The 25,368-nt window shown below is 75.0% G+C and carries 24 protein-coding genes; 7 read left to right on the top strand and 17 right to left on the bottom strand.

The annotated features are described in order from the left end of the window. Positions 1-29 precede the first annotated feature (29 nt). Together J1M37_RS09260 and J1M37_RS09255 are read left to right on the top strand one after the other, a co-directional pair. Positions 30-680 carry a hypothetical protein gene (locus J1M37_RS09260; protein ID WP_206452472.1) on the top strand — a complete coding sequence of 217 codons (651 nt, stop codon included), beginning with the start codon at positions 30-32 and terminating at the stop codon, positions 678-680. Between the two features lie 193 nt (positions 681-873). Then, positions 874-1,119, top strand: a complete 246-nt coding sequence (locus tag J1M37_RS09255) for a superinfection immunity protein (RefSeq protein ID WP_002854519.1) — start codon at positions 874-876, stop codon at positions 1,117-1,119. Positions 1,120-1,135: 16 nt separating this feature from the next. Here the strand turns inward: J1M37_RS09255 and J1M37_RS09250 are convergent, their stop codons facing one another. Together J1M37_RS09250 and J1M37_RS09245 are read right to left on the bottom strand one after the other, a co-directional pair. Beyond that, the gene (locus J1M37_RS09250; protein WP_049147365.1) at positions 1,136-1,684 is read right to left on the bottom strand and encodes a maltokinase N-terminal cap-like domain-containing protein; all 549 of its coding nucleotides are present in this window, start codon (positions 1,682-1,684) and stop codon (positions 1,136-1,138) included. 59 nt (positions 1,685-1,743) lie between these two features. Next, the gene (locus J1M37_RS09245) at positions 1,744-3,849 is read right to left on the bottom strand and encodes an NADPH-dependent 2,4-dienoyl-CoA reductase (protein ID WP_206452471.1); all 2,106 of its coding nucleotides are present in this window, start codon (positions 3,847-3,849) and stop codon (positions 1,744-1,746) included. Between the two features lie 149 nt (positions 3,850-3,998). Between J1M37_RS09245 and J1M37_RS09240 the strand changes: the two genes are divergently transcribed. The 3 genes from J1M37_RS09240 to J1M37_RS09230 all read left to right on the top strand — a co-directional run bounded on the left by J1M37_RS09240 (position 3,999) and on the right by J1M37_RS09230 (position 6,180). After that, complete coding sequence (locus J1M37_RS09240) at positions 3,999-4,475, top strand: NfeD family protein (RefSeq protein WP_061867282.1); 477 nt, start codon at positions 3,999-4,001, stop codon at positions 4,473-4,475. Between the two features lie 79 nt (positions 4,476-4,554). Further along, positions 4,555-5,745: an SPFH domain-containing protein gene (locus J1M37_RS09235; RefSeq protein ID WP_141842879.1), complete on the top strand. Its 1,191-nt coding sequence runs from the start codon at positions 4,555-4,557 to the stop codon at positions 5,743-5,745. 87 nt (positions 5,746-5,832) lie between these two features. Continuing rightward, complete coding sequence (locus tag J1M37_RS09230) at positions 5,833-6,180, top strand: RNA polymerase-binding protein RbpA (protein ID WP_141842881.1); 348 nt, start codon at positions 5,833-5,835, stop codon at positions 6,178-6,180. 76 nt (positions 6,181-6,256) lie between these two features. Here the strand turns inward: J1M37_RS09230 and J1M37_RS09225 are convergent, their stop codons facing one another. The 10 genes from J1M37_RS09225 to J1M37_RS09180 all read right to left on the bottom strand — a co-directional run bounded on the left by J1M37_RS09225 (position 6,257) and on the right by J1M37_RS09180 (position 17,727). Continuing rightward, positions 6,257-6,988 carry a polyprenol monophosphomannose synthase gene (locus tag J1M37_RS09225; RefSeq protein ID WP_141842883.1) on the bottom strand — a complete coding sequence of 244 codons (732 nt, stop codon included), beginning with the start codon at positions 6,986-6,988 and terminating at the stop codon, positions 6,257-6,259. A 90-nt stretch (positions 6,989-7,078) separates the two neighbouring features. Beyond that, a complete protein-coding gene (locus J1M37_RS09220; protein WP_141842885.1) occupies positions 7,079-8,173 on the bottom strand; it encodes a hypothetical protein in 1,095 nt (364 codons plus the stop codon). Positions 8,174-8,192: 19 nt separating this feature from the next. Then, on the bottom strand, positions 8,193-11,183 hold the full coding sequence (locus tag J1M37_RS09215) for a DEAD/DEAH box helicase (protein ID WP_206452470.1): 2,991 nt from the start codon (positions 11,181-11,183) through the stop codon (positions 8,193-8,195). A gap of 74 nt (positions 11,184-11,257) precedes the next feature. Beyond that, positions 11,258-12,115 (bottom strand): twin-arginine translocase subunit TatC, encoded by an 858-nt coding sequence (gene tatC / locus J1M37_RS09210; RefSeq protein ID WP_206452469.1) that lies wholly within the window; start codon positions 12,113-12,115, stop codon positions 11,258-11,260. A gap of 20 nt (positions 12,116-12,135) precedes the next feature. Then, entirely contained in the window at positions 12,136-12,393 is a 258-nt protein-coding gene (locus J1M37_RS09205; protein WP_002855080.1) for a twin-arginine translocase TatA/TatE family subunit, read from the bottom strand. Positions 12,394-12,430: 37 nt separating this feature from the next. Next, on the bottom strand, positions 12,431-14,530 hold the full coding sequence (locus J1M37_RS09200; RefSeq protein ID WP_206452468.1) for a WYL domain-containing protein: 2,100 nt from the start codon (positions 14,528-14,530) through the stop codon (positions 12,431-12,433). A gap of 24 nt (positions 14,531-14,554) precedes the next feature. Further along, a complete protein-coding gene (locus tag J1M37_RS09195) occupies positions 14,555-14,950 on the bottom strand; it encodes an FKBP-type peptidyl-prolyl cis-trans isomerase (RefSeq protein WP_010078659.1) in 396 nt (131 codons plus the stop codon). A gap of 65 nt (positions 14,951-15,015) precedes the next feature. After that, complete coding sequence (locus tag J1M37_RS09190; protein WP_206452467.1) at positions 15,016-16,107, bottom strand: FKBP-type peptidyl-prolyl cis-trans isomerase; 1,092 nt, start codon at positions 16,105-16,107, stop codon at positions 15,016-15,018. A gap of 37 nt (positions 16,108-16,144) precedes the next feature. Continuing rightward, positions 16,145-17,539, bottom strand: coding sequence for a Pup--protein ligase (pafA, locus tag J1M37_RS09185; RefSeq protein WP_206452466.1), 1,395 nt, complete (start codon positions 17,537-17,539; stop codon positions 16,145-16,147). Continuing rightward, entirely contained in the window at positions 17,536-17,727 is a 192-nt protein-coding gene (locus J1M37_RS09180; RefSeq protein ID WP_017488237.1) for a ubiquitin-like protein Pup, read from the bottom strand. Before J1M37_RS09180 ends, pafA begins: the two co-directional genes overlap by 4 nt. 124 nt (positions 17,728-17,851) lie before the next feature. Here J1M37_RS09180 and J1M37_RS09175 point away from each other — a divergent pair, with 124 nt between their 5' ends. Next, positions 17,852-18,316, top strand: a complete 465-nt coding sequence (locus J1M37_RS09175; RefSeq protein ID WP_036384792.1) for a pyrimidine dimer DNA glycosylase/endonuclease V — start codon at positions 17,852-17,854, stop codon at positions 18,314-18,316. 40 nt (positions 18,317-18,356) lie between these two features. Beyond that, on the top strand, positions 18,357-18,950 hold the full coding sequence (locus tag J1M37_RS09170) for a cyclodeaminase/cyclohydrolase family protein (protein WP_206452465.1): 594 nt from the start codon (positions 18,357-18,359) through the stop codon (positions 18,948-18,950). A gap of 15 nt (positions 18,951-18,965) precedes the next feature. Here J1M37_RS09170 and dop read toward each other — a convergent pair whose 3' ends face one another. From dop to J1M37_RS09145, 5 genes are all read right to left on the bottom strand, one after another. Beyond that, on the bottom strand, positions 18,966-20,693 hold the full coding sequence (gene dop, locus J1M37_RS09165; RefSeq protein ID WP_119217275.1) for a depupylase/deamidase Dop: 1,728 nt from the start codon (positions 20,691-20,693) through the stop codon (positions 18,966-18,968). Continuing rightward, a complete protein-coding gene (gene arc / locus J1M37_RS09160; protein ID WP_206452464.1) occupies positions 20,690-22,444 on the bottom strand; it encodes a proteasome ATPase in 1,755 nt (584 codons plus the stop codon). The genes dop and arc overlap by 4 nt, the downstream gene beginning before the upstream one ends. Continuing rightward, entirely contained in the window at positions 22,445-23,509 is a 1,065-nt protein-coding gene (locus J1M37_RS09155; protein WP_206452463.1) for a tRNA (adenine-N1)-methyltransferase, read from the bottom strand. Between the two features lie 16 nt (positions 23,510-23,525). Further along, positions 23,526-24,653: a site-2 protease family protein gene (locus J1M37_RS09150; protein ID WP_206452462.1), complete on the bottom strand. Its 1,128-nt coding sequence runs from the start codon at positions 24,651-24,653 to the stop codon at positions 23,526-23,528. Continuing rightward, positions 24,650-25,368: HAD family hydrolase (locus J1M37_RS09145; protein ID WP_241250977.1), on the bottom strand; the 719-nt coding region annotated here is incomplete at its 5' end. The genes J1M37_RS09145 and J1M37_RS09150, both read right to left, overlap by 4 nt.

Here is a 25,368-nt window from a genome sequence, read left to right as displayed (position 1 = left end):
CCATCCTTTGTCAGAGGTAGGCTCTCCGTATGGTGTCCGTGCATCTGGTGCCCATCCGACCGACCGCCGCCACGGCTGACGACGCGCGGCGTCTGGCAGCCGCGCTGCTCGACGATCCCCGCCCGGACGCGGTTGTGACCGCGGCGGCGTGGCATGTCGACGAATCCGACCCGGACACCGATGCGGCGCTGCACGACGGTGAGCTGGCCGTCGTCGTCGACGGCATGGCGGCCGCGGTCGGCTTGGCGCTGTGGGCCGTGCGGACCGGGTCCTGGGCGGTGCTGTTGGATCCCGAGGACGCCCTCGACAAGGACTCATCATTGTCGTACCTGACAACAGCCGAGCGGCGGCGGGCCCGGCGGGCACCGGGCCGACTCGTGCTGCCGGGCGGAGGTCGCGCGGACCGCGCCTCGGATGCCGGCCGAGAGGCTGATCTGCGCTGTGCGGAGGCCACCCTGCAGCTGGTCGCCACGGTGGAACGGCGCCGGTCCGATGATCAGCACACGGCGGGACGGCTGGTCGAAGCCGGCGCCAGTCAGCGAGAGGCGGCGGCCGAACTCGGGATCAGTCAGCAGGCCGTCCATTCCCGGTTGCGACACGGGCTCTGGCACGAGAGCCGGACGGCGGTGGCGGCCGTCCTGCCGTTTCTGGACCGGCTGTCTGCAGACCCGGGGGAGTGAATCGCCGGTACGCGGTGTCGGTGCCGGCCGGCGCGTGCTCCTGGGCCAGGTCCCGATGTGACGCGTGCCGTGCAAGCGGCCGTCCGAAGGGGAGGCCAAGAACGGACTAGTTGACATAATGTACATTATCGGCGCACTGCGGAACGGTGGACAGGGCGCCCTCCGCGGCGGGTCTCGCGCGTAGCCTGGACCCATGACGATCATGACCGACCAGCGCGACCGCCCCCTGCACGCGACGATCGCCGTCGTCCTGGCCATCGCCACGGCGGGCTACCTGGCTCCATGGGCCGTCGCCGCCGTCCGTGGCCGTTCCAACGTGTGGGCGGTGTTCTGGGTGAACCTGCTCACCGGGTGGACCGTCCTCGGCTGGTGCATCGCGCTGTACATGTCGCTCACCAGCCATCGCCGGCTGCGGTCCTGGGGTCCGCGCGGCCTCTGACCGCGCGGACCGCCCCTCAGGTAAGACGCGCGACGACGGCCCGCACACCGTCTCCCTCGGCGATGAGGCACCGCGGGCCGTCGACGTCCGCCTCGCCCGTCTCCGACAGCTCGACCGGCACCTCGAGCTCCCCCGTCGCATCGGCGCCGATCACGCGGAGGGTGAGATCCGGGGCGCGCGTCTCGAGGTAGGTCCCGGACTCGTCATGCATCTCGAGCCGGGCCTGCGGGATCTCGCCGCGCACGGCGGCCGCGAGGATACGGCGCGCGTCCGGGTCGGTGGCGGCGTCCACGACCCAGCGGTGTCCCAGGACGGAGTGCTCCACCTCGGCCACGACGTCCCCCTCGGCGGGTGCGTCGCCTCGGTAGGCGAACGCAGTCTGGTAGAGCCGGTCCCCCACGCGCACGAGCATCGACTCGACGCCGATCTCGCCGGTGGGATCGTCGAACCGGTACGAGCCGACCTTCTCGGCGGTCACGTCCTCGGGCAGTCCGTGCGCCACGAGGCGGCGGCGGATCCATTCGGGCTTGTCCGGGTCCAGGCGTGCGGTGTAGATGAGAGCCATGCCCCGACCGTAGCCCCGACGTCGTCCGCCCGGGAGGGCCCGCCGGCCGGCGGCGCGGCTCAGCCCTGCACGGCCCGCACGGCGTGGTCCATGGCCCGGTAGGCGTCGAGCTCGCGGGCTTCGGCCGCGCCACCGATCAGGCGCACCGCCTCCGGCGCGTAGCCCGCAGCCACCAGGTCCTCGACGAGATCCGTCTCGGACTCCTGCCCGGCGCACACGACGACGTCCGTCACGTCCAGGGTCAGCGCCACGCGGGCCTCGGGGTCCTCCGGGGACGGCGCGGTCACGCGCAGGCCGTCGGGGCCGAGGCCCTCGTAGGTCACACCGGAGTGCAGGTGGACCCCGTGCCGCCGCAGCTCGGCGCGGTGCACCCAGCCGGTGGTGGGGCGCAGTCGCACGCCGATCGGTCCGGGGCTGCGCTGGAGCAGGTGGACCTCGCGTCCGGGGTCGGCCGCGGCCGGCTTCGCCAGCTGGCCCGGCGTCTGAGAGGTCAGTGCCACGCCCCAGCGGGCCCGCCAGTGCTCCTGCGTCTCGGGTGTCCCGTCCGGCCGTTCCGTGCCGGCCGCCAGGGCCTCGGCGACATCCACGCCCACGCCGCCGGCGCCGATCACCGCGACGCGCGGGCCGACGTCGACGTGCCCCAGGACCACGTCGTCATAGGCATGGACGGCGGGCGCGCCCGGCTCCCCCGTCCCGGGCAGATCGACGGGCCGGGGCCGCACGCCGGTGGTGAGGAGCACCTCGTCGTAACCCGGCCGCCCGTCGTCGGTCAGGAGTGTCTGTGCGGATACCTCCTCCCCGGTCACGAGCGTCACCCCGGACGCCGCCGCGCGGGCCGCCAGGTGCTCCAGCGCGGGACCGAACTCCTCCTTGCCGGGGATGCGCCGGGCGAGCCGGAACTGGCCGCCGGGCTCGGCGTGCCGGTCGAACAGGGTGACCTCGTGCCCGAACCGGGCCGCACGCTCCGCGGCCGTCAGGCCCGCCGGCCCGGCACCGACCACGGCGATCCGGCGCCGGCGGCCGAGGGCCACCGGGACGGGCGCGGCGTACTCCGGCTCCGTCTCCCGCCCGGCGCGGGGGTTCATCAGGCACGAGACCTTGGCCCCGGTGAACACGTGGTCGAGGCAGGCCTGGTTGCAGGCGATGCACGGGGTCAGGGTCCGAGCGCGCGGGTCGCCGATCGCGGCCATCCAGTCGGGGTCCGCCAGCAGGGGCCGGGCCAGCCCGACGAGCGCGGCGGCCCCGGACGTCAGCGCCTCCTCCGCCTCGGCGGGGGTGGTCAGCCGGTTGGAGGCGATCACGGGGATGTCGACGGCGGCGGTCAGGTCAGCCGAGGCGGCCAGGAACGCGGCGCGCGGCACGGAGGTCACGATGGTCGGCACACGCGACTCGTGCCACCCGATGCCGGTCATCAGGACGTCCGCTCCGGCGGCCTCGAAGGCCCGGGCGGTGTCCGCGATCTCCGCGCGCGTCTGCCCGTCGGGGACGAGGTCCGCCGCCGAGGTGCGCACCGAGAGCACGCCGCGCTCCCCCAGCGCCTCGCGCACGGCCGCGACCACCGCGACCGGGAACCGGCGTCGGCGCTCGGCGTCGCCCCCGTACTCGTCCGCGCGTCGGTTCGTCGCCGGGGCGAGGAACTGGTTGAGGAGGTAGCCCTCCGAGGCCATGATCTCCACGCCGTCGTATCCGGCCTCCAGGGCCAACGTGGCCGCGCGTGCGAACGCGTTCACGGTCCGCTCGATGTCCGCGGCCGTCATCTCCCGGGGCGTGTGCCGCGAGATCGGCGCTCGCACCGCGGAGGCCGAGACCAGGTCGGGGCTGGGGGCGTAGCGTCCCGCGTGCAGCAGCTGGGCGAGGATCCTGCCCCCGGCGGCGTGGACGGCGTCCGTGACGACGCGATGGGCGCGCGCGTCCTCCTCGCTGGCGAGCATCCCCCCGCCCAGCGTCACCGTGCCCTCGGGGACGACGCCCAGGCCGCCGGTGACGATGAGTCCGACGCCGCCGCGTGCCCGCTCCGCGTAGAACGCCGCCAGCTGCGGCAGGTCGTCGTGCCGATCCTCCAGTCCCATGTGCATCGAGGCCATGACCACCCGGTTGGGCAGCGTGAGGGGGCCCAGGGTGATCGGCTGGAGCAGGGGCGAGACCGCGACGGGTGAAGATGTCATGCAGCTCACATTACCGGGCGGTAGCTCCCGACTTCCAGGACCGCCTGGGGACACGCTGTGTCCAACGCCACTGCGTAGGGCAGGATGGGGATCACACGTCGACGCGCGGCAGACCCGTCCGCGCACCCGACACGGAGGGGAGCGCACGCATGGAGTGGATCGAGGCGAACGCGGGCTGGCTGTGGCTGGTGCTGGCCGCCGGCCTGGCCGGCGTCGAGCTGCTGACCCTGGACCTCGTCTTCCTGATGATCGCCGCCGGGGCCGGCGCGGCGGGCGTGGTCGCGCTCGTGGGCGGCCCGCTGGCGCTCCAGCTCGCGGCGTTCGCCGCCGTCGCCCTGCTGATGCTCGCCGCCGTGCGCCCCGTCGCGCTGCGCCACCTGCGCAAGGACACCGGCGCCGGCGCCTCCTACCTGGACACGCTCCCGGGGCGCCGCGTCGCGGCCCAGGGCGCGATCACCGGCGACGCCGGCACGCTCGCCGTCGACGGCGACACCTGGTCCGCCCGCGTCGAGCCCGGGGCGCCCGACGTCGCCCCCGGCGACGAGGTGACCGTCCTGCGCATCGACGGGGCCACCCTGGTGGTCCGCCCGCTCCCCCGCATCGACTGGGAGGCGGACGGCGCCTGAGCCGCCCCACGTCCTCGTTCCGACCGCACCGACCGCACCGACCGCACCGACCGCACCGACCCCAGAAGAAGGGACCCCGATGGAAACCCTCATCGTCCTCGTCGTCCTCGCCGTCCTCGCGGCGGTGATCGTGGCCTCCTCGGTCAAGATCATCCCGCAGGCGCGGACGGCCAACATCGAACGCCTCGGCAAGTACAACCGCACGGCCGGCGCCGGGCTGACCCTGATCATCCCGTTCGTGGACCGCATGCTCCCGATGGTGGACATGCGCGAGCAGGTCGTCTCCTTCCCGCCCCAGCCGGTGATCACCGAGGACAACCTCGTCGTCTCCATCGACACGGTCGTCTACTTCCAGGTCACGGACGCCAAGGCCGCGACCTATGAGATCGCCAACTACATCCACGCGGTGGAGCAGCTCACCACCACCACCCTGCGCAACGTCGTGGGCGGCATGAACCTCGAGGAGGCCCTGACCTCTCGCGACTCCATCAACTCCCAGCTGCGCGGCGTGCTGGACGACGCCACCACGCGCTGGGGCCTGCGGGTCTCGCGGGTGGAGCTCAAGGCCATCGACCCGCCCATGTCCATCCAGGACTCGATGGAGAAGCAGATGCGCGCCGAGCGCGACCGCCGCGCCGCCATCCTCACCGCCGAGGGCACGAAGCAGGCCGCCATCCTCACGGCCGAGGGCGAGCGCCAGTCCCAGATCCTCTCCGCCGAGGGCGAGGCTCAGGCCCGCGTGCTGCGCGCCAACGCCGAGGCCGAGGCGATCGAGGTGGTCTTCGACGCCATCCACTCCGGCGGCGCCGACTCCGAGGTCCTGGCCTACCAGTACCTGCAGTCCCTGCCCAAGATCGCCGACGGCCAGGCCACCACCATGTTCGTGGTCCCCGCCGAGCTCACCCGCGCCCTGCAGGGCCTCGGTGAGGCGTTCGCCCCCGGCGACGGCGACCGCCCCACCCCGGAGCACGCACCCCGGCGTCGGGACTCCGGGGACCGCGCGGGCGAGTCGGGAGCCGAGCACGCCGGCGTCACCCCGGAGCGCGCGCGGCGGCCGCGTGGGTCCCGGCCCACCACCGCGGACGCCCTGCGCGCCAGCGGCGTCATGGACGCGATGACCGCCGGCGCGGTGACGGCGGAGGACATGCCGCAGACCTCGCTCGACGAGGCCCTGGCCACCCCGCAGGAGATCGAGCCCGACCCGTCGGCCGGCCGCACCCCCGGCACCCGCCCGGCCGGCGAGGCGGACGGGAATGCTGTGGGACACTGAATGGTTCCATCAGTGAGGACGACCCGCCGCGCCTCGATCGGCCCGCGCCCCCGCGCGGGCCTCGGCGCGGCCTGACGAGGAGGAAACGTGAGCGATCGCAGCCTGCGGGGCATGCGCCTGGGCGCGCAGTCCCTGGAGTCCGAGGCCGGCGTCGAGCCCGCCGCCCGGCAGCGGGTGGAGTACCGCACGGAGGACGGCGAGCAGGTGTTCGTGACCTTCTCCGTGGAGGCAGACGTGCCGGCCACCTGGACCTCGAAGACCGGCAAGGAGGCGTTCCTCGTCAGCGGCGAGAAGCCGGCTGAGACCGAGGGCAAGCCCGTGCGCACCCACTGGGACATGCTGCGCGAGCGCCGCAGCCTCGAGGAGCTGGAGGAGACCTACAAGATCCAGCTCAACAAGCTGCGCGCCAGCCGCGGCGAGGACGTCAACGCCTGACCCGCCGCTCCCCCATGCACGACGGGGCCGGATCCGCCATGGATCCGGCCCCGTCGTCGTTCGGGGGCTGTGCGCCTCAGAGTCCGAGGCGGGCGCGCAGGCCCTCCCAGCGCGCGGCCAGGCCCCAGCGGGTCACGTTGACCACGGCCTCGCCGATGATGCCGCCGCTCATCTTGGACTCGCCGAGCTCACGCTCCACGAACGTGATCGGGACCTCGACGATCCGCTTGCCGAGCCGGGCCGTGCGGAAGGTCATGTCCACCTGGAACCCGTAGCCCTTGGACTCGATCGCGTCGAGGTCGATCGCACGGAGCGTGTCGGCCCGGTAGGCGCGGTAGCCCGCCGTGATGTCCGTCAGGTTGAGGCCGAGCATGATCCGCGGGTACAGGGACCCGGCCCACGAGATCATCTTGCGGGAGGTCGGCCAGTTCACCATCTTGCCGCCCGGCACGCGGCGCGAGCCGATCACCAGGTCCGCGGTGCGGACGGCCTCCAGCAGGCGCGGCAGCTGCTCGGGCTGGTGCGAGCCGTCCGCGTCCATCTCGACCAGGACGTCGTAGCCGCGCTCCAGGCCCCAGCGGAACCCGGCGATGTAGGCGCCGCCCAGGCCGTCCTTGGTGGTGCGGTGCAGCACGTGCACGGAGGGGTCCTCGGCGGCGCGGGTGTCGGCCCAGTCGCCGGTGCCGTCCGGGGAGGCGTCGTCCACCACGAGAACGTCGGACTCCGGGACGGCGTCACGGAGTCGGCCGAGGGTCAGCGGCAGCGACTCGATCTCGTTGTACGTGGGGATGATGGTCAGCACGCGCATGTGCGGTTCTCGCCTTCCGGCCGGGGTCGTGGGGGCGGCCCGCCGGTCGGACGGGCCATCGCATCCGTTCGAGTATAGGAAGCGGAGGTCTCAGGCCGGCGTCGCGCCATCGCGCGCGTCGCGGGCCACGTCCTCCGCGGCGATCCGGCCGTCCACCCAGGTGGCCCGCCAGCGGGGCAGGGCGGTCTCGGCGTCGAGGGCCGGCAGCAGCGGGGTGCCGGCTCGGGTGTCCGTGCTCCACGCCGCCACCCGGCCGTCCGGCGACTGCACAGCCACCGCGTCCGCGTCCCAGACGCCGAACACGGCCGGGGCCGACACGCTCAGGCGCGGGGCGACGGACAGGCCGGCCGCCGGAGCGTCGGGCAGCGCGCGCAGCGGGGTGCGGGTCGCGGCGGCGAAGGCGGAGCGGGCGGAGATGCGCTCGTCCGGGTCGGGGTGGGACAGCGCCGACCGGACGGCGGCCCACGGGTCCCCGGCCGGGCCGGCGCCCAGGCACACGGAGACGGCGTCGGCCAGCAGGCTCGCCACGGGGGCGTGCAGCACGCCGTCCGCGTCGGGGACGACGGTGGCGCTGACCCCGGCGGCGGCCAGGAAGGCGCGGTCCTCGGCGGTGACCGAGTGGGTGACCACGAGCCGATGGCGCACGCGGCCCAGGGCGGCGGTGCCGAGTTCCTCCGCGACCGAGCGCAGGGCGGTCAGGGCCACGTCCTGGGCGGCGGGCCCGGCGTCCGCACCGCCGTCGGGGACGAGGTAGGCCTGCTCCCCCGCCTGGGTCGAGGCCGTCAGGAGACCGGCGAGCGTGGCGGGGTCGGTGCCGGTCCCGACGGGCAGCCACACCCCGGCCGCCTCGGCGTCCACGCGGTCGGCGTGCCGATAGACGACCGTCTGGACGTCCTCGTCGGCGGGCCCGGCGCCCGTGTCCTCGGGCCCGGCCAGGATCGTCACGACGGCGGTGCCACGGCTCAACGCGTCCCGCGCGTCCGCGGGCCGGGCCAGCGGCTCGACGAACACCGGCACGACGACGGCGCCGTCGAGGTCCCGCCGTTCGTCACCCGGGTCGGCCACGCGGTCCGCGGAGTCGTCCGCGCCGAGCCAGGCGATCACCCCGTCCCGGACCAGCAGCGCCTGTGCGTACGGGTCCGTCGTCGAGTGGATGATGCCGTGGGTCAACAGGTGTGCGCTCACCCGCCCACCCTAGCCCGTGTCAGTCCTCGTCCGCGCGCGGGGCCGAGGCCGCCGGCAGCGAGGTGGCCACGACGCCGCGGGAGACGAGGTCCGCGGCCCGGCGGCAGGCACGGCTGCGACGGGCGTCCCCGGGGACGTTGGCCAGCTGGTCCAGCACGTCGATGACCTGCCGCGCCCAGCGGACGAAGTCGCCCGCGGCGAGGTCCGCGCCCTCGAGGGTGCGGCGCAGGGTGGCCCCCCGCACCCAGCGATGCATGGGCGCCACCAGCCCGGGGTCCGTCCGGGGCGTGGGCTCGAGCCGTGCCTGGGCCTCGTCCGTGCGCAGGCGCTCCTCGATGCGCTCGGCGGCCTCCGCGACGCGCGCGAGCCGCGGGGTCGGCATCGGGACCAGTCCGGGCTCGGCCTCCCCCCTGCCCTGGTACACGAGCAGCGCGGCGACGGCGGCCCACTCCTCCGGCGTCAAGCCGTCCGTGGCCGGATCCTGCAGCACCAGCGAGGTGAACAGGTCCCGCTCGCCGTAGATCCGGCGCAGGGCCTCGCCGCGCTCCGTGAGCGCCGCGCGGGGCGAGGACGCGTCCTCCTGGACGTAGCCGTAGGCGCGCAGCAGACCGACGACGCGGTCGAACGTGCGGGCGATGGTGTTGGTGCGGCCCGCGATGCGCTCCCGCAGGACGGAGACCTCCCGCCGCATGGCCCACCAGCGGTCGCCCCAGCGGGCGTGCTCCTCGCGGTCCTGGCAGCCGTGGCACGGGTGGCGGCGCAGTGCCCGGCGCAGCTCCTCGACCCGGGGCGCGGCCGGGTCCTCCCGGAGGCGGAAGCCCGCCGTGCGGCGGCCTCCGGCGGGCGGGCGGCCCGTGCGCACGGCCTCGCGCATGAGCGCGGCGACGTCCTTGCGCTGCGCGGGCGTCTTCACCTGCACCACCTGGGGCAGGGCGGCGCCGGCCACCGGCTCGACCGGCCCGGCGACGTCGTCCACCGTGATGCGGCGCAGCTGCGCCTTGTCCGTCACGACGCCGACGCGCGGGTTCTGGAGGTTGCCGGCGGGGAACACGACGACGGCCCGGCCGAGCGCGCGGCCGGCGTCGAGCTCGACGACGTCCCCGACCGCGAGGTTCGCGAGCGAGTCCTTCACGGCGGCCAGGTGGGCCCGACGGCGCCCCTGCGAGCCGGACTTCTCCGCGGCCGCGAGCTCCTTGCGCAGGGTGAGGTACTCGGCGAAGTCGCCGAGGTGACACTGCATGGCCTCCTCGTACTTCTCGAGGCTGGCCTGCTTCGAGCGGACCTCGCGGGCCAGCCCCACCACGGAGCGGTCCGCCTGGAACTGGGCGAACGAGGACTCGAGGATGCCCCGTGCCCGCTCCGCCCCGACCTGTGCCAGCAGGTTCGCGGACATGTTGTAGGTGGGCCGGAACGAGGAGCGCAGCGGGTAGGTGCGGCGCGAGGCCAGGCCCGCGACGGCGGCCGGGTCCAGCCCGGGACGCCACATCACCACGGCGTGGCCCTCGACGTCGATGCCGCGGCGGCCCGCCCGGCCCGTCAGCTGGGTGTACTCCCCCGGCGTGATGTCGACGTGGTTCTCGCCGTTGAACTTGACCAGCTTCTCGATCACCACGGAGCGGGCCGGCATGTTGATGCCGAGGGCGAGGGTCTCCGTGGCGAACACGGCCTTGAGCGCGCCGGCGGCGAACAGGTCCTCGACGGCCTCCTTGAACGGGGGCAGCATGCCGGCGTGGTGGGCCGCGAAGCCCCGGGACAGGCCGTCGCGCCACGCCCAGAACCCGAGGATCTCCAGGTCCTCGACGGGCAGCAGACGCGCCGCCTCCTCGACCCGCTCGGCCACGAGCGCCTTCTCCCGCGCCGTGGTGAGGTCGAGCCCGGCCCGGAGGCACTGCTCCACGGCGGCGTCGCAACCGGTCCGCGAGAAGATGAAGGTGATGCACGGCAGCAGCCCGTCGCGGTCGAGGGCCCGGATCATCTCTGGGCGCGACGTGGACAGCCGCGGTCCGCGCCGCTGGCCGCCGTCGTGACCGCCCGGCCGACCGGAGACCGGCCGCTCCCGGTCCAGCGCGGAGGAGCCGTTCCGGCCCCGGCCGCCGTCGCGAGTCGTGCGTCGGCCGCCCCTGACCCGGCCCTTCGGGCCGCCCCCGCGCCCGTCGCGGTGCTGCTGCCGCCCGGGCCGTCCCCAGTCCGCGCGCTGGAACCGGCGCTCGGTCTCCTCCCCCAGGCGCTTGAGCTCGGGGTTGAGCAGGGCCTCCCCGTCCCGGTCCGCGGTGTCCTCGAAGGCGATGTCCTCGGCGAACAGGTCGTAGAGCCGGCCCCCGGCCATGACGTGCTGCCACAGCGGCACCGGCCGGTGTTCGGAGACGATCACGGTGGTGGCGCCCCGGACCGTGTCGAGCCAGGCGCCGAACTCCTCGGCGTTGGACACCGTGGCGGACAGGGAGATCAGCTGCACGTGCTCGGGCAGGTGGATGATGACCTCCTCCCACACCGGGCCCCGGAACCGGTCGGCGAGGTAGTGGACCTCGTCCATGACGACGAAGCCGAGGTCGATGAGGGTGTCGGACTGCGCGTACAGCATGTTGCGCAGCACCTCGGTGGTCATCACGACGACGGGCGCGTCCGGATTGACGGAGGTGTCCCCCGTGAGCAGGCCGACGTTCTCCGCGCCGTGCACGCGGGCGAGGTCCGCGTGCTTCTGGTTGCTGAGGGCCTTGATGGGGGTGGTGTAGAACGCCTTCGTGCCGCGGGCCAGGGCCAGGTGGACGGCGAACTCGCCGACCACCGTCTTGCCGGCACCGGTGGGCGCCGCGACGAGGACGCCGTGGCCGTCCTCGACCTCGGCGCACGCGCGGCGCTGGAAGTCGTCGAGGGGGAAGCCCACGCGTGCGGCGAACCGGCCGAGCTCGGAGCCGGCATGGTGCCGGGCCGCCCGGGCACGGGCGTAGCGCTCCGCCGGGCTCAGCTCGGGTTCGTCGTGCGGGGTCGCGGACGCGGGATGGTGGGCCATGGCCCCACCCTACTGGCGGGTCCGGACGCCGTCGTGGTCGTGCGTCCGGGCGGGAGGGCCGCCGCGTACGACGCTCAGATCTGATCGAGCGGCTTCGGGCCTTCGGCGAGCTCCGCCTCGACGTCCACCTCGCGCTGCCCCGAGCGGCGGTCACGACGACGGTCCCCCCACAGGCACAGGACGATGGCCACGCCGAAGAGGACGACGAGCGGGATCGCCATGTAGAACATGGAGATGGCGTCCGCACCGGGGGCGGCGATCGCGGCGATCAGCATGATCACGAAGACGGTGATGCGCCAGTGGTGGACGATCGTGCGGCCCGGCAGGATGCCGAGCATGTTCAGTCCCACCAGCAGCACCGGCAGGACCATGGCCACGCCGAACGCGAGGTAGAGACGCGTGACGAAGCTGATGTACACCGACGCCGTCGGGAGGTTCGCGCCGCCCTCGGGAGTGAAGCCCACGAAGAACTGGACGGCCTGCGGCATCACGAGCCACCCCAGCGCGATGCCGAAGATGAACAGGGGCACGGCCGCGGCGATGAAGCCCAGGGCGTACTTCTTCTCGGCCTTCTTCAGACCCGGCACGATGAATGCCCAGATCTGGTAGAGCCAGACCGGGCTGGACAGGATGAGCCCGATGAACATGCTGACCTTGAGCATGAGGTCGAACGGCGAGGCCACCGTGTCATAGGCGACGGCCGCCGTGTGTCCCTGGCTGGCGATCTCCTTGACCGGGCGGAACAGCTCCGCCATGACCGGCTGGTAGACGAGGAAGCCGATCACCATGCCGACCGCGACGGCGAGCGCCGACTTCAGCAGTCGGTTACGCAGCTCCGTGAGGTGCTCGCGCAGCGGCATCTCGCCGGTGGGGTTGTCCCGCCGCTTCCGGCGGCGCCGGGTGCGGCGGGCGACCTCGTCGAGCTCGGTCATCGGGTGGGGGTCCTTCCGGCTCAGCGCGGGTCGCGCGGGTCGGTCTCGTCACGCTCGACGACGCGACCCTCGACCGGCTCGTCCGCGGCGGTGGAGCCGGCGCCGGAGCGCTCGTCCGTCGTGCCCTTGCCCTCGGTGCGCATCTGCTTCACCTCGGAGGAGAAGATGCGCATCGACTGGCCGAGGTTGCGGGCCATCGCGGGCAGCTTCGGGGCCGCGAAGAGCAGGATCGCGAGCAGGATGATGATGACGAGCTGCCAGCCCTGGAGTCCAGCCATGATGAAGGGTCCTTTCGATGGGGTTCCGGGGTCCAGGCTACCGCGCCGGCAGGGCCGCCAGGGCATCGCCCAGCGCGTCCGCCACGGACGCCCGGAGGTCGGCGGGGGCCAGCACCTGGACGGCGCCGCCGTGGCGTCCGACCAGCGCGGCGGCCACGGCGGCGTCGGTCAGATGCACCCGGGTGAGGCGGTCGCCGTCGGGCAGGTCGGCCTGGGCGTCCGGGCGGTAGCCGGCGGCCGCGTCGCGGACGGGATGGGCCCAGCGCAGCAGCACGGGCACCCCCGCGGCGTCGTCGGGATGGACCCGCCAGCGCGCGGGCCGGGCCCGGGGCGCGAACGTCTCCCCCGTGGGTGCGGGCGCGCTGATCCGGTCCACCCGGAACACCCGGTGGTCCTCGGCGCGACGGCACCACGCCTGCAGGTAGAGGCGCGCCCCGTCCTGCACCAGGGCCAGCGGCTCCACGTCCCGCTCGGTGAGGGCATCGGCATGCACGGAGCGGTAGGTCAGGTGGACGACGGCCCGCTCCGCCACGGCGGCCAGCAGGGTGCGCACCGTCGCGGGGTCCACGGCCACGTCCCAGTGGGCGGCGACGGCGACCGGGGGCTCGCCGGCGGTGTGCGCCTCGGCCTCCTGGAGGGCGGCGTCGTCCGCGTCGTCCGCGTCCGGGGCCCCCGCGTCCAGGACCGCGGCGCGGATCCGGCGCTGGGCGGAGCGGGCGGCCTCGCGGTCGGCGTCGTCCAGCACCGGCAGGTCCGCGACCGTCTGCAGGGCGGCGACGAGGCTGTGCGCCTCGGGGCGCGTCAGCCGCACGGGACCGGCCAGGTCGGCGGCGCGCTCCACGTGGACGCGGCCGGCCACCTCCGCCACCTCGAACTGGAAGCCCGGGAAGTCGCGCTCGGGCATGCCGCAGTAGCACAGCGTCTCGAGGTCGGCGTCGAGGTGCTCGTCGGTGATGCCGAGGCGGGCGCGCAGCTCCGCCCGGTCCACCCCGCCGGCCCGGTTGGCCAGCCCCACGATGTCCAGCAGGCGGCCCACGAGGTCCTCGCTCGAGTCGCGGGCGCGGCGCCGGACGGGCGCGGCGAGCGCCACCTCGAGCAGGGCCGGGTCGGCGGGGCCGGCGTGGGCCTCCGCCGCGGCGGACAGGCCCGCGCGGACGCGGTCGGTCAGGTCCGGGTGCGCGGCGGAGGGCACGGCCCGGCCCAGCAGGCCGCCGATCTCGGCGGCGAGGCCGTCCTCGCGCGGTCCGGCGGGGGCCTCCCAGAGCTCCCAGTCGGGTCCCGGCGCGGCGCCGTCCTCGGCGCGGGGCTCGGCGGGCTCACCGACCGCGCGGACGCCCTGGCCCCGGCCGGGCGCGAGCCACACCCGGACCCGCTCGGCGTCGGCCTGTCCGGCCAGGCGCGCCACGAGGCCGGCGTGGTCGTGGTCCTCGGGACGGCCGGGGGCGTCCGTCGCCCGCTCGACGCGGCGCGGCTCCCCCTCCATCCGGGTGAGCCGGAAGCTGCGCTCGGCGCCGCGGTCGAGGTCCCAGCCGGTGAGGTACCAGCGGCCGCGCACGAGGGTGAGGAACCAGGCCCGCACGGTGCGCCGGGTGGCCCGCCCCCGCGCGTCGCGGTAGGGGAAGCGCAGCACGGCCTCGTCGGCCACGGCCTGGGTGAGGGCCTCGAGCCGGGGGTCGGCCCGGGGCATGAGGGTGTGGTACCCGGCCAGCTCGTCGTCGCCCGTGAGGTCGGTGGCCGGCTGGAACAGCAGGCCCACGGCGCGGACGACGTCGGCGCGCAGCGGCGAGTCGCCCCACAGGCGCCGCGCCCGCACGAGGGCGCGGCGCTCGTCCACGGTGAGGTCGAGGTCGCGCAGCAGCAGCGCGTCGCGGACGACGCGGTGCCGCACCCCCGCCTCGCCCTCGTCGAAGCCCGCGGGTTCGAGGGTCTCCAGCGGGACCCCCACGGCGCGCAGCACGCGGCGGTCCCGCTGGAAGAGCTTCTCGAAGGCGGTGTCCGTGAGCCCCTCATAGCCGACGACCTGCCGTCGGATCCGGTCACGCTCGAGGCCATGCGGCGCCGAGAGCAGCAGCCACAGCAGCGAGATGATGCGCTCGGCGGCCTCGTCGCCGGCGCGCCGTGGGGCGGGTGGGGTCACGGGGAGGGGTCACGGGGCCCGGGGTCAGTCGACCGAGACGAGGTCGCAGACGAAGATGAGCGTCTCGTTCGGCCCGATCGCGGAGCCGGCGCCGCGGGCGCCGTAGCCCAGGTGCGGCGGGATCTCGAGGCGGCGGCGGCCGCCGACCTTCATGCCGAGCAGGCCCTGGTCCCAGCCGGCGATGACCTGGCCGACGCCGACGGTCAGGGGCAGCGGGGTGCCGCGGTTCCACGAGGCGTCGAACTCCTCGCCGGTGGACCAGGCCACGCCCACGTAGTGGACCTGCACGCGGGAGCCGGCCTCGACAGCCGGGCCGGAGCCCTCGATCAGGTCCTCCACCACGAGCTCGGTGGGCGGGGTCTCGCCCGGGAAGTCGATCTCGGGCTTGGTGCGGTCGTAGTCGCGCTGTCCGAAGGACACGGTGCTCTCCTCTTGGGTACTCGTGGACTTGGGTACTCGTGGACGGGGTCAGTTCGCCGACGGGGTCAGTTCGCCGACGGGGTGGCGGACGCCTGGGCGTCCAGGATGTCCACCACGAACAGCAGGGGCTCGTTCTCGCCGATGGCCGGCGGGCTGCCCTGCTCACCGTAGGCCTTCTCGGCCGGGATCGACAGGAGGACGCGCGAGCCCACCTTCTGGCCGGCCAGACCCTCCTTCCAGCCCTCGATGACCCGGTTGAGGGAGAACGTGATGGCCTGGCCCGTCTCCCAGGACGAGTCGAAGACCTCGCCGTCGGACCACGTCACGCCCTCGTACTGCACGGTCACGGTGTCGTCCGCGCCGACCTCGCGGCCCTCGCCCTCGATCAGGGGCTGGACCACCAGCTCCTGGGGCGCCTCGCCGTCGGGCTTCGCGATGCTCGGCCGGCCGCTCTGCTCGTCCACGGTGACGTCGGGCAGGCGCTCGTCCCGCTCGGTCACCTCCTCGCCCTCGGCCTGCTTCGGCAGGATGGCGTCGATCTTGTAGACGAACAGCTGGGCGGGCTGCGTCTGGGTGGAGGGGGAGGCGCTCGGCGACGCGCTCTCGGTCTGCGGGACGGGGACGTCGTACTCGGGGCTGTACGCGGCGACGATCGTGCCGGCACCGCTGCCCACCAGCATCTCGTGGATCTCCGGGTTCATGGACTTGAGCTGGTCGTCCACGGGCACGGCTTCCGGTTCGCCGCTGAAGTTCTCGGCGACCACCTCGCCGCTGGCCGGATCGACGACGGCGATCGACATCTGCAGGACGTCGCCCTCCTGCACCTGATCCCCCTCGCCGGCGGTCAGCACCCGCGTGGTGGGCTGGTCGGTGTCGATCTCCCCGTCGATCTCGACCGTCGGCGCCCCGCCGTCGCCCTCCGTGAAGGTGACACCCGTCAGGGCGTCCGGCTCCCCCTGGCCCTCGCCGACGGCCGCCCGCTCGGGGGCGGCCGACGTGGAGGCCGACGCGGTGTCGCTGTGGGGCTGGTCCGCGCCGTCGTCGCCGGTGGCGCAGGCGGTGGCCAGCACCAGGCCCGCGGCGCCGAGGGACAGCAGCGGCAGCAGGCGGCGACGGCGGCGGGCCGCCGGGGGCTGGGGGGTCTCGAACGAACTCATGCGTGTCACCCTAATGGCGCGTCCTGGACGCGCGCTGTCAGGCGATCCGCCCGAAAAGCCGGTCGACGGCGGCCGACGACGTGTCGAACGGGTCCTTCGTCACGATCGCGTGCAGCGGATGGTCGGTGAGCTTCAGGGTCGTCCAGTCGACGGCGTAGTCCAGGCCGTGCTCCCGGGCACGGGCCACGAAGTCCGCGCGCACACGGGCCCGGGTGGTGGGCGGGGCGGTCTCCACGGCGGACCGGGCGGCGTCCTCGGGCAGCAGGCGCGCGACGGCGCCGCGCCGCAGCAGCAGGCGGAACAGCCCCCGGTCGGGGTCGATGTCGTGGAAGGCCAGGTCCAGCTGGGCGAGACGGGGTGAGCCCCAGTCCAGGTCGTGGCGGGCCCGGTAGTCCTCCAGCAGGCGCAGCTTGATCGCCCAGTCGATGCGGTCCTCGATGCGGGACCGGTCACCGGTGCGGACGGCGTCGAGCACCTCGCCCCACAGGGTGAGGATCTCCCCCACCCGGTCGTGGTGGGCACCCTCCGCGGCGACGAAGGCGCGGGCCCGCTCGAGGTAGTGCTCCTGCAGCTCGAGCGCGGAGGCCTCCCCCTCGCGGAGCGCGATGCGGGCCGTGCCGGTGAGGTCGTGGGAGATCTGCCGCACCGCGCGGGTGGGGTGGGCGACGACGCGGTCCCCGAGCGGGAAGCCCGCCTCGATCATCCGCAGCAGCAGGTCGGTGGCGCCGAAGCGCAGCAGGTGGGTGTGCTCGGAGAGGTTCGTGTCCCCCACGATCACGTGGAGGCGTCGGTACTCGGAGGCGTCCGCGTGCGGCTCGTCCCGCGTGTTGATGATCGGCCGGGACCGCGTGGTGGAGGAGGACACGCCGTCCTGCACGAAGTCGGCGCGCTGGGAGAACGCGAAGTGGGCCGGGCCCTCGCCCTCGGGCCACGTGCCGGCGGGCACGACGCGGCCCGCGCCCACGAGGATCTGCCGGGAGACGAGGAACGGGACGAGCGCCTCGGTGAGCCGCCGGTACTCGGTGCGCCGGCGCAGCAGGTAGTTCTCGTGGGAGCCGTAGGAACTGCCCGAGGAGTCGGCGTTGTTGCGGTAGAGGTGGATCCGGCCGCCGACCCCGTCCGCGGCCATGCGCTCCTCGGTCTGGACCACGAGGTCGTGCAGCAGCAGGTCCCCCGCCCCGTCCGAGGCGATGAGCTCGTCGAGCGTCGAGCACTCGGCGGTCGCGTACTCGGGGTGGGACCCGACGTCGAGATAGAGCCGGGAGCCGTTGGCCACGAACACGTTCGAGGACCTCCCCCACTCGACGACGGGCCGGAAGAGATAGCGGACGACCTCTTCGGGGCTCAGCGGGCGCCCCTGCGGGTTCCAGTGCTGGACGCCGTACTCCGTCTCCAGCCCGAAGATCCGGCGGGCGCGGTCCGCGTCGGTCACTGGCCGCCCTTCTGGACGAAGCCCTTGACGAACTCCTCGGCGTTGGACTCCAGCACCGAGTCGATCTCGTCCAGCAGGCTGTCCAGGCCCTGGTCCTGGGCCGCGGGCTTCACGTGCGCCTGGCCCGCCGCGGCGCCGGTCTCGTCGTCGCCGCCGGACGGGCGTGGGCGGATCTGCTCCTGGGACATGGTGGCCTCCTCGTGCGTCGACGCGGGTCGGTGTGCTCCGTCCGCGTCCACCCATCCTGCCCCACGCGCGGGCCACGTTTCAGCCCCACGTCCCCGGGTTGCCCCACGCTGGCAGGATGGGGGCATGCGCCTGTGGACCCTTCATCCCCGCCACCTCGACCGCCAGGGCCTGACGGGCGCCTGGCGCGAGGCCCTGCTCGCGCAGGCCGTCCTGGCCGGCCGCACGCGCGGATATCGGGACCACCCGCAGCTGCTGAGGTTCCGGGAGCACCCGGACCCGTCCGGCGCCGTCGGTGCGTTCCTCTCCGGCCTCGAGGCCGAGGCCACGGCGCGCGGCTATCGCTTCGATCACTCCCGGATCGACCGGCCGTGCCCCGCCCCCGACGGCGCCGTGCGCATCCCGCCCGCCGGTCTCGCACCGATCCCGGCCACCACGGGCCAGCGCGACCTGGAGTGGCGTCACCTGTGCGCCAAGCTGGCCGCGCGCAGCCCCGCCTGGCTCGAACAGTGGTCGGACACGCCCGTCCCCGACGTGCACCCGCTGTTCACGATCGTCCCGGGGCCGGTCGCGTCCTGGGAGCGCGCCTGAGGGCGGGCCGCGGTCGGGCCCGGTCTGGCACCGTGGGGGCATGATCCGCGACGAGAGCATCGAGAGCTATCTGGGCCGCCTCGCCTCCGGCGAGCCCACCCCCGGTGGCGGCGCGACGGGCGCGCTGGCGGTCGCCGAGGGCGCCGGACTGCTGGCCATGGCGGCCCGGTTCAGCGCAGCCGAGGAGGACGCCCGGGCATCGGAGGGCCTGATCGCGGCGTGCCTCGGCCTCGCCGACGGCGACGAGCGGGGCTTCGGCGCCGTGGCCGAGGCGTTCGGGCTGCCCCGCGACACCCCGGAGGACCGGGCCCGGCGCTCGGCCGCGATCCAGGCCGCCCTGGCCGAGGCCGTCCGGCCACCCCGCGGGATCGTCGATGCCGCCGCGCGTGCACTGGACCTGGCCGAGCGTGTGCTGGACGCGGCGAACCCGAACGTGCTCTCCGACGTCGGTGCGGCGCTCGGCTGCGTCCGGGGCGGCCTCACCGCCGCCGCGGTGACCCTCGAGACCAACCTGGGCCCCCTCCGCGACGAGAGCCTGGAGGGCATCGTGCGCACCGACGTCGACCGGGCGGACCGTCTCGTCGCGCGGGCGGACGCCCTGCTGGGCCGCGTGCGCGCGGCCGTCACGGGCTGAGCGCCCGCCCCCGCCTCAGGCCCGTGCGCCGAACAGCGGCGCCAGCGTGGCCACGAGCGCCTCGTCGTCGGGCCGGGGCGCGGCGGCGTCCTCCCACCAGCCGGGCAGGTCCACGGCGGCGCCGACCAGCGGCTCGGCCAGGTGCAGCCGGTGCACCCGCTCCCCCGCCCCGCGCAGCAGCAGCGTCTCCCACGCGGCGCCGGCCACGCGGTCACCGTGGCGGCCCACGAGGTTGCCGCGGGTCCACGCGCGGGTGGCCCGCGGCGGCGTGGCGACGGCGGCACGGATCTCCGCCTCATCGGCGAGCGTCCGGAGGGCGCCGGCGGCCACGAGGCGGCGGTGCAGGGAGCGGGCCGGGCGCAGGTCGGCGTACTGCAGGTCCACCATCGCGAGGCGGGGGTCGGTCCAGTCCGCGCCCGTGCGGGCCCGCAGGCCCTCGAGGACGCGCAGCTTGGCCGCCCAGTCGGCGCGGTCGCTCAGGGACAGCGGATCCGCGGTGGCGTCGTCGAGGTCGATGGCCCAGGCCTCCAGCACCTCGCGCGTCTGCGGATCCGTCACCCCGAAGGCGGCGCAGTGGGCGCGGGCCGCGTCCAGGTAGGACCGCAGGATCTGCAGCCCGGTCCAGTGCCGGCGCACGGGGCCGTCCGCGGTGCGTTCGAGCAGCGGCACCGTGGCCCGCAGACCCGGGTCGTGGCTGATCGTCTGCAACGCGGCCACCGGGTCGTCCAGGGTGAGCCGGGGCGCCGTCCCGGCCTCGGCCATCGCGAGGACGAGCGCGGTCATGCCCATCCGCAGCCACGTGGCGTGCTGGCTCAGCGTCGCGTCGCCGATGATCACGTGGAGCCGGCGGTAGGCCTCGGGACGGGCGTGCGGCTCGTCCCGCGTGTTGACGATCGGCCGGTGGATCGTGGTCTCCAGCCCCACGGGCTCCTCGAAGTAGTCGGCCCGCTGCGACAGCTGGAAGCCCGGCCGCTCCCCCGCCGGGCCGAGCCCCACGCGGCCCGCGCCCACGAGCACCTGCCGCGCCGCGAAGAACGGCAGCAGGACGGCGGTGAGCTCCTCGAAGTCGAGGGACCGGGCCACGAGGTAGTTCTCGTGCGCGCCGTAGGACTGGCCCTTGCCGTCCACGTTGTTCTTGTAGACCAGCACCTCCGGGGCGCCCTCGGCCTGGCCGATGTGCTCGGCCGCCGCCTGCGCGACCAGGTCCCCGGCGGCGTCCCACACCATGGCGTCCCGCGGGGTGGTCGTCTCCGGCGACGAGTACTCCGGGTGGGCGTGGTCCACGTACCAGCGCGCACCGTTGGCCAGCACGGTGGACAGCAGCAGGTGCACGGGCTCCCCGTCCGGGCCCACGAGCGCCTCGTCGGTCAGCTGCGAGGGGTGCGCCGCCGAACGCGGCAGCCGCCAGCCGCGGGCGTCCACGAGCGGCGACTCCCCCGCGTAGTCCCACTCCGTGCCGGCCACCGCCGAGCCGGACCGGGTGACCAGGTCCGCGTACGCGTTCACGAGCTCGACCGAGAGCACGCTGTGGTGCGCCCCCGGGTTGGCCGGCGCGTGGATGCCGAACTCGGTCTCCGTGCCCATCACCCGGTGCACGCCCCAGCCGGCGGCGTCCCGCCCGTTCGGGGGCACGGCCGCGCCGTGGAACAGCCGACGCTGGCCCTCGAAGGCGGGGGTCGGGCCGACGTTGACGGCGACGGCCCGGGCGAAGCCGTCCGCGGCCCCGCGGCCGAACGCGCTCATGCCTCGACCCCCCGGACCATGCGCAGCGAGCGCAGCCGAGGACCGCGCCAGCCGGAGGTGCGCGCCCACTCGGCGGGCGCGACCGTGGCCAGCAGGTCCGTCTGGTCCTCCAGCACCGCGGCCACGGCCTCGCGCAGGTGGCCCTCGCGGACGCCGAGCGCGGCCGGGGCCTGGCCGGCGGCCAGGTAGTCGCGCACCGCGTGCCGCTTGGCGCGGTCCACGACGTCGGCCACCACGGCGCCCGAGACGAGGTCGGCCAGGTGCAGGGCGTGGGTCGTGCCGGACACGTCCGTCAGCTCCGCCAGCGCGGTGTCCGCGCCGCGGTCGTAGAGGGCGGCGACCGTCCGGGCGATGAGCGTCGCGCGGGCCGCGTCCGCGGAGCCGGCCGCGACGACGTCGTCGGCGTGCAGGGGCACGTCCGCGGTGAGGTGCTTGGCCATGATCTCCGCGGCGCCGTCGGCGTCGGGACGGTCCACGCGGATCTTCACGTCCAGTCGGCCGGGGCGGAGCACGGCCGGGTCGATCATGTCCTCGCGGTTGGAGGCGCCGATGACGATCACGTTCTCGAGGGCCTCGACGCCGTCGATCTCGGTGAGCAGCTGCGGGACGATCGTGGTCTCCACGTCCGAGGAGACGCCGGAGCCGCGCGTGCGGAACAGCGACTCCATCTCATCGAAGAAGATGACCACGGGGAAGCCGGCGTCGGCCTTCTCGCGGGCCCGGTCGAAGATGACGCGGATCTGCCGCTCGGTCTCGCCCACGTACTTGTTCAGCAGCTCGGGTCCCTTGACGTTGAGGAAGAACGAGCGCTCGCCGTCCGCGCTGCGGGCCGAGAGGGCGTTGGCCACGGCCTTGGCGAGCATGGTCTTGCCGGTGCCGGGCGGGCCGTACAGCATGATCCCCTTGGGGGCGCGCAGGCCGTGCTCGCGGTAGACCTCGGGGTGCAGGAACGGGATCTCGACGGCCTCGCGGATCCGGTCGATCTGCGGGCCGAGGCCGCCGATGTCCTCGAACGTGACGTCCGGGACCTCTTCCAGCAGCACCTCGTCCACCTCGGACAGCTCGACCCGCCGCAGCGCCCATTCGACGCGGGCGTCCACGGTGACGGCGTCCCCGTGGCGCAGGTCGACGCCCTCCAGCGCGGGCGCGCGCCGCACCACGCGCTCCTCGTCCGCCGTGCCGGCCAGGACGAGGCCGCCGTCGGGCAGCGCCTCCTTGACGCGCAGCAGCTGACCCGACCCCGTGCCCGGGGCGACGCCGACGATCGAGCTGGACTCGTCCAGCAGCACCTGGGCGCCGGGGGTGAGGCGGGCGGCGTCGAGCAGCGGGGAGACCGTCACGCGCAGCCGCCGGCCGTTCTGCACGACGTCCGCTCCCCCGCGCACCACGGCGCCGGTCTCCACGCCCTCCTCGGGCTCGCGCGGGGCATGGACGGCCTCGAGCGTGGCGAAGGTGAACGGCGGATGCGTGACGGCGTCCAGGTTCTCCTTGAGCGTCGTGATCTCGGCGCGCGTGGCCTCGAGCAGCTCGACCATGCGCCGGTTGTTGCGGGCGGCCGTCTGCGTCTGGGCCTCGGCGGCCCGACGGCGTTCGCTCAGGCCGGCGGCGTGCCGCTGGGCGGACTGCAGCTGGTGCCGCAGCCGTTCGGCCTCGGCCTGGGATTGCCGCAGCAGCTCCCGCGCCTCGGCGAGGCGCTGCTCGGCGTGCTCCGTGCCTGATTGCGCGTGGTGGTCCACCGGTGCTCCGTCCACTCAGTCCTGCTCCCCGGTCGGGGTCCTCCCACCGTACGCGTCCACGCCCTGCTCGGCGGCGCGTGACCGCGCGGCCATGAGGCGGGCCTCCTTCGCCGCCTTGCGCGCCTTCTTGTCTGTGATCGGCCGTTCGCCGAGGGCCTCGGGCGTCCACCGGGCCTCGTCGGCCGGCTGCCAGGCCTCGACGTCCTCGGCCTTGAACTCGGAGACCTTGGAGCGCTTCTTCAGGCGCAGCGCCTCCTCGCCCGAGGCCAGGCGGCGGGCCGTGAGGAGGAAGCCGGTGTGCGCGACCATGCGGTGGTCGGGGCGCACGGCGAGCCCGTCCAGGTGCCAGCCGCGCACGAGGGTCTCGTTGGCCTCGACCTGCGTGAAGCGGCCCGAGTCCCGGATGGCCTCGGCCACGCGGGAGAGCTGGGTGGCGGTGGCCACGTAGTTCAGCCACACACCGCCGGGGGCCAGGACCTCGGCGACGGCGTCGAGGCATTCCCAGGGGGCCAGCATGTCCAGGACCACCCGGTCCACGGAGCCCGGCTCGTGGACCTTGGGCATCTCCTCCTGCGCGTCGCCGAGGTGCACCGACCAGGCGGGGTGCTCGGCGCCGAAGAAGGCCTCCACATTGGCCCGGGCGACGTCCGCGAACTCCGGGCGGCGCTCGTAGGAGTGCAGGCGCCCGTGGTCGCCCACGGCGCGCAGCAGGGACATGGACAGGGCGCCGGAGCCCACGCCGGCCTCGACCACGACGGCGCCCGGGAAGATGTCCGCCTGCTGCACGATCTGCGCCGCGTCCTTCGGGTAGACCACCGTGGCGCCGCGGGGCATGGACAGGACGAAGTCGTTCAGCAGGGGGCGCAGCACCTGGTACGGCTGGCCGGCCGAGTTCTCGACCACGACGCCCTCGAAGCCGCCGATCAGGTCGTCGTGCCGCAGCACGCCCTGGTAGCTGTGGAACTCCCCGCCGGGCAGCAGGGTGATCGTGTTGAGGCGGCCCTTCGCGTCCTTGATCTGCACGCGCTGGCCGGCCCGCAGGGGGCCGCGGCGCGCGCTCACGCCGGTGGGTTCGATCATGGGGGGCTCCTTCGGTTCAGGGACGCCGCGTCGCGTCGACGGCGGCGAGGATCGTCTCGCGGGGCACCACGGAGCGCACGAGGCCGTGCGCGTCGGTCAGCACCCACACGGGGGTCTGGGGGTCGGCCAGGCGGGCGGCCAGGCCGGGACCGGCGGCGGGGACGTCGTCGCGGACGAGGACGGCCTCCGGGGCCAGCGCGACGGCGACCGCGGCCAGGGCGGTGGTCGTGCGGCGCGCCGGGGTCAGACCCGCCGCGGCCGCGAGGTCCAGCACGCCGCGGGGCCGACCGGCCCCGTCCACGGCCACGACGGCGCGGCGGCCGCCGTCCGCCTGGGCCAGGGCCTCGGCGACGCAGAGGTGCTCGGGCAGGGCGATGGCGGGCGCCTCGACCTGCTCGAGCCGCAGGGTCTCCAGCCGGCGGCTCCAGCGCCCGTGGCGCACGGCGTCGTCCGCGCCCCGCCACAGGGTGAGGGCGACCCAGGCCGCCAGGACGACGACGAACAGGTCCGGCGCGCGGCCCGCGAGGATCGGGGGGCCGAGCACCGCCGCGAGGACGCCCACCGCGACGACGCGCCCGGCCCAGCCGGCCGCCTCGACGCCACGGGCCCGGGAGCCGGTGGCGGCCCAGACGGCGGACTCGACCATGCGGCCGCCGTCGAGCGGGGTGCCCGGCAGCGCGTTGAACGCGGCCAGGAGGAGGTTGGCCCACACCGTGACCTCGAGCAGCAGGGCGGGAACGGACGGGCCGGCCACGGCGCGGGCCGCCAGATGGGCGAGGCCCGCGAGCACGAGGTTCGCGGCGGGGCCGGCCATCGCGGTGAGGACCGTGTCCAGCGGTCGAGCGGACGGGCTGCGGAACTGGGTGTGCCCGCCCCACAGGGTGAGCGCGATCTCCTCGGTGCGCTGGCCGAAGGCGCGGCCGGTGAGGGCGTGGGCGGCCTCGTGGACCAGGACGGAGAGCGCCAGGAGCACGGCGTACCCCAGGGCCACCCCGTAGGCGCCGCCGCCGAGCGAGGGCAGCGCGCGCTGGATCTGCGGGCCGAACGCGAGGGTGATGACCGCGGCGATCAGGAGCCAGGACCAGGACAGGCGCACCGGCGCGCCGGCGATCGTGCCCAGCCGGACGGAGGCGGGCCCGCTCATCCGGCCCCGTCCGCCCCGGGCCCGCGCGCGGCGGCGATCCGACGGACCGCGGCGAGGTCGGCCGGCGTGCGGCCGGCGAGCGTCGTCCACTCGACGGTCGCGAGCCCCGCCGGCAGCGGCAGCACGCTGGGCACGCCGACCGTCGGCAGGCCCGCGGCCACGGCCGCGCCGACGCCCACCGGGGAGTCCTCGACCGCCACACAGTCGGCGGCCGTCAGCCCCGGTGTCCGCTCGGCCAATAGCTGCAGGCCCAGCCGGTACGCCTCCGGGTCGGGCTTGCCCCGGGAGACCATGTCCCCCGAGACGACGACGTCCAGCGTGCCCGCCGGCGCCCGCTCGGCCAGCGCGCGGGCCAGCGGGGCATGGGACATCGTCACGAGGGCGCCCGGCACGCCGGCCTCGGCGAGCGCGACGAGCAGCTCCCGGGCGCCCGGCCGCCACGGCACCCCGCTGACGACCCCCTGAACGACCTCGTCCATCGTCAGGTCGATGATCCGCTGCACGGGCAGGTCCAGCCCGGCCTCCTGCAGACGGCGCGCTCCCTCGTCGAGGGGGCGTCCCACGAGGGAGGCGGCCAGGTCCTCCGACCAGGTGCCGCCGTGCTCGACCACCAGCCGACGCTGGACGGCGTTCCACAGGGGCTCGGTGTCCACGAGGGTGCCGTCCATGTCCCACAGGACGGCGCGCGGCAGGCGGCGGGCACGGTCGTCCGGGG

Source organism: Micrococcus sp. KRD012 (genome assembly GCF_017168555.1).
GTDB lineage: Bacteria > Actinomycetota > Actinomycetes > Actinomycetales > Micrococcaceae > Micrococcus > Micrococcus luteus.
The sequence above is the reverse complement of the archived record's forward strand: the minus strand, read 5'-3'. Positions and strand labels throughout refer to the sequence as shown.

Bases quoted from the DNA above. Each gene is read 5' to 3' on its own strand.
- J1M37_RS09260 (WP_206452472.1), top strand. From the start codon at position 30: ATGGTGTCCGTGCATCTGGTGCCCATCCGACCGACCGCCGCCACGGCT.
- J1M37_RS09255 (WP_002854519.1), top strand. From the start codon at position 874: ATGACGATCATGACCGACCAGCGCGACCGCCCCCTGCACGCGACGATC.
- J1M37_RS09250 (WP_049147365.1), bottom strand. From the start codon at position 1,684: ATGGCTCTCATCTACACCGCACGCCTGGACCCGGACAAGCCCGAATGG.
- J1M37_RS09245 (WP_206452471.1), bottom strand. From the start codon at position 3,849: ATGACATCTTCACCCGTCGCGGTCTCGCCCCTGCTCCAGCCGATCACC.
- J1M37_RS09240 (WP_061867282.1), top strand. From the start codon at position 3,999: ATGGAGTGGATCGAGGCGAACGCGGGCTGGCTGTGGCTGGTGCTGGCC.
- J1M37_RS09235 (WP_141842879.1), top strand. From the start codon at position 4,555: ATGGAAACCCTCATCGTCCTCGTCGTCCTCGCCGTCCTCGCGGCGGTG.
- J1M37_RS09225 (WP_141842883.1), bottom strand. From the start codon at position 6,988: ATGCGCGTGCTGACCATCATCCCCACGTACAACGAGATCGAGTCGCTG.
- J1M37_RS09215 (WP_206452470.1), bottom strand. From the start codon at position 11,183: ATGGCCCACCATCCCGCGTCCGCGACCCCGCACGACGAACCCGAGCTG.
- tatC (WP_206452469.1), bottom strand. From the start codon at position 12,115: ATGACCGAGCTCGACGAGGTCGCCCGCCGCACCCGGCGCCGCCGGAAG.
- J1M37_RS09205 (WP_002855080.1), bottom strand. From the start codon at position 12,393: ATGGCTGGACTCCAGGGCTGGCAGCTCGTCATCATCATCCTGCTCGCG.
- J1M37_RS09190 (WP_206452467.1), bottom strand. From the start codon at position 16,107: ATGAGTTCGTTCGAGACCCCCCAGCCCCCGGCGGCCCGCCGCCGTCGC.
- J1M37_RS09180 (WP_017488237.1), bottom strand. From the start codon at position 17,727: ATGTCCCAGGAGCAGATCCGCCCACGCCCGTCCGGCGGCGACGACGAG.
- J1M37_RS09175 (WP_036384792.1), top strand. From the start codon at position 17,852: ATGCGCCTGTGGACCCTTCATCCCCGCCACCTCGACCGCCAGGGCCTG.
- J1M37_RS09170 (WP_206452465.1), top strand. From the start codon at position 18,357: ATGATCCGCGACGAGAGCATCGAGAGCTATCTGGGCCGCCTCGCCTCC.
- dop (WP_119217275.1), bottom strand. From the start codon at position 20,693: ATGAGCGCGTTCGGCCGCGGGGCCGCGGACGGCTTCGCCCGGGCCGTC.
- J1M37_RS09155 (WP_206452463.1), bottom strand. From the start codon at position 23,509: ATGATCGAACCCACCGGCGTGAGCGCGCGCCGCGGCCCCCTGCGGGCC.
- J1M37_RS09150 (WP_206452462.1), bottom strand. From the start codon at position 24,653: ATGAGCGGGCCCGCCTCCGTCCGGCTGGGCACGATCGCCGGCGCGCCG.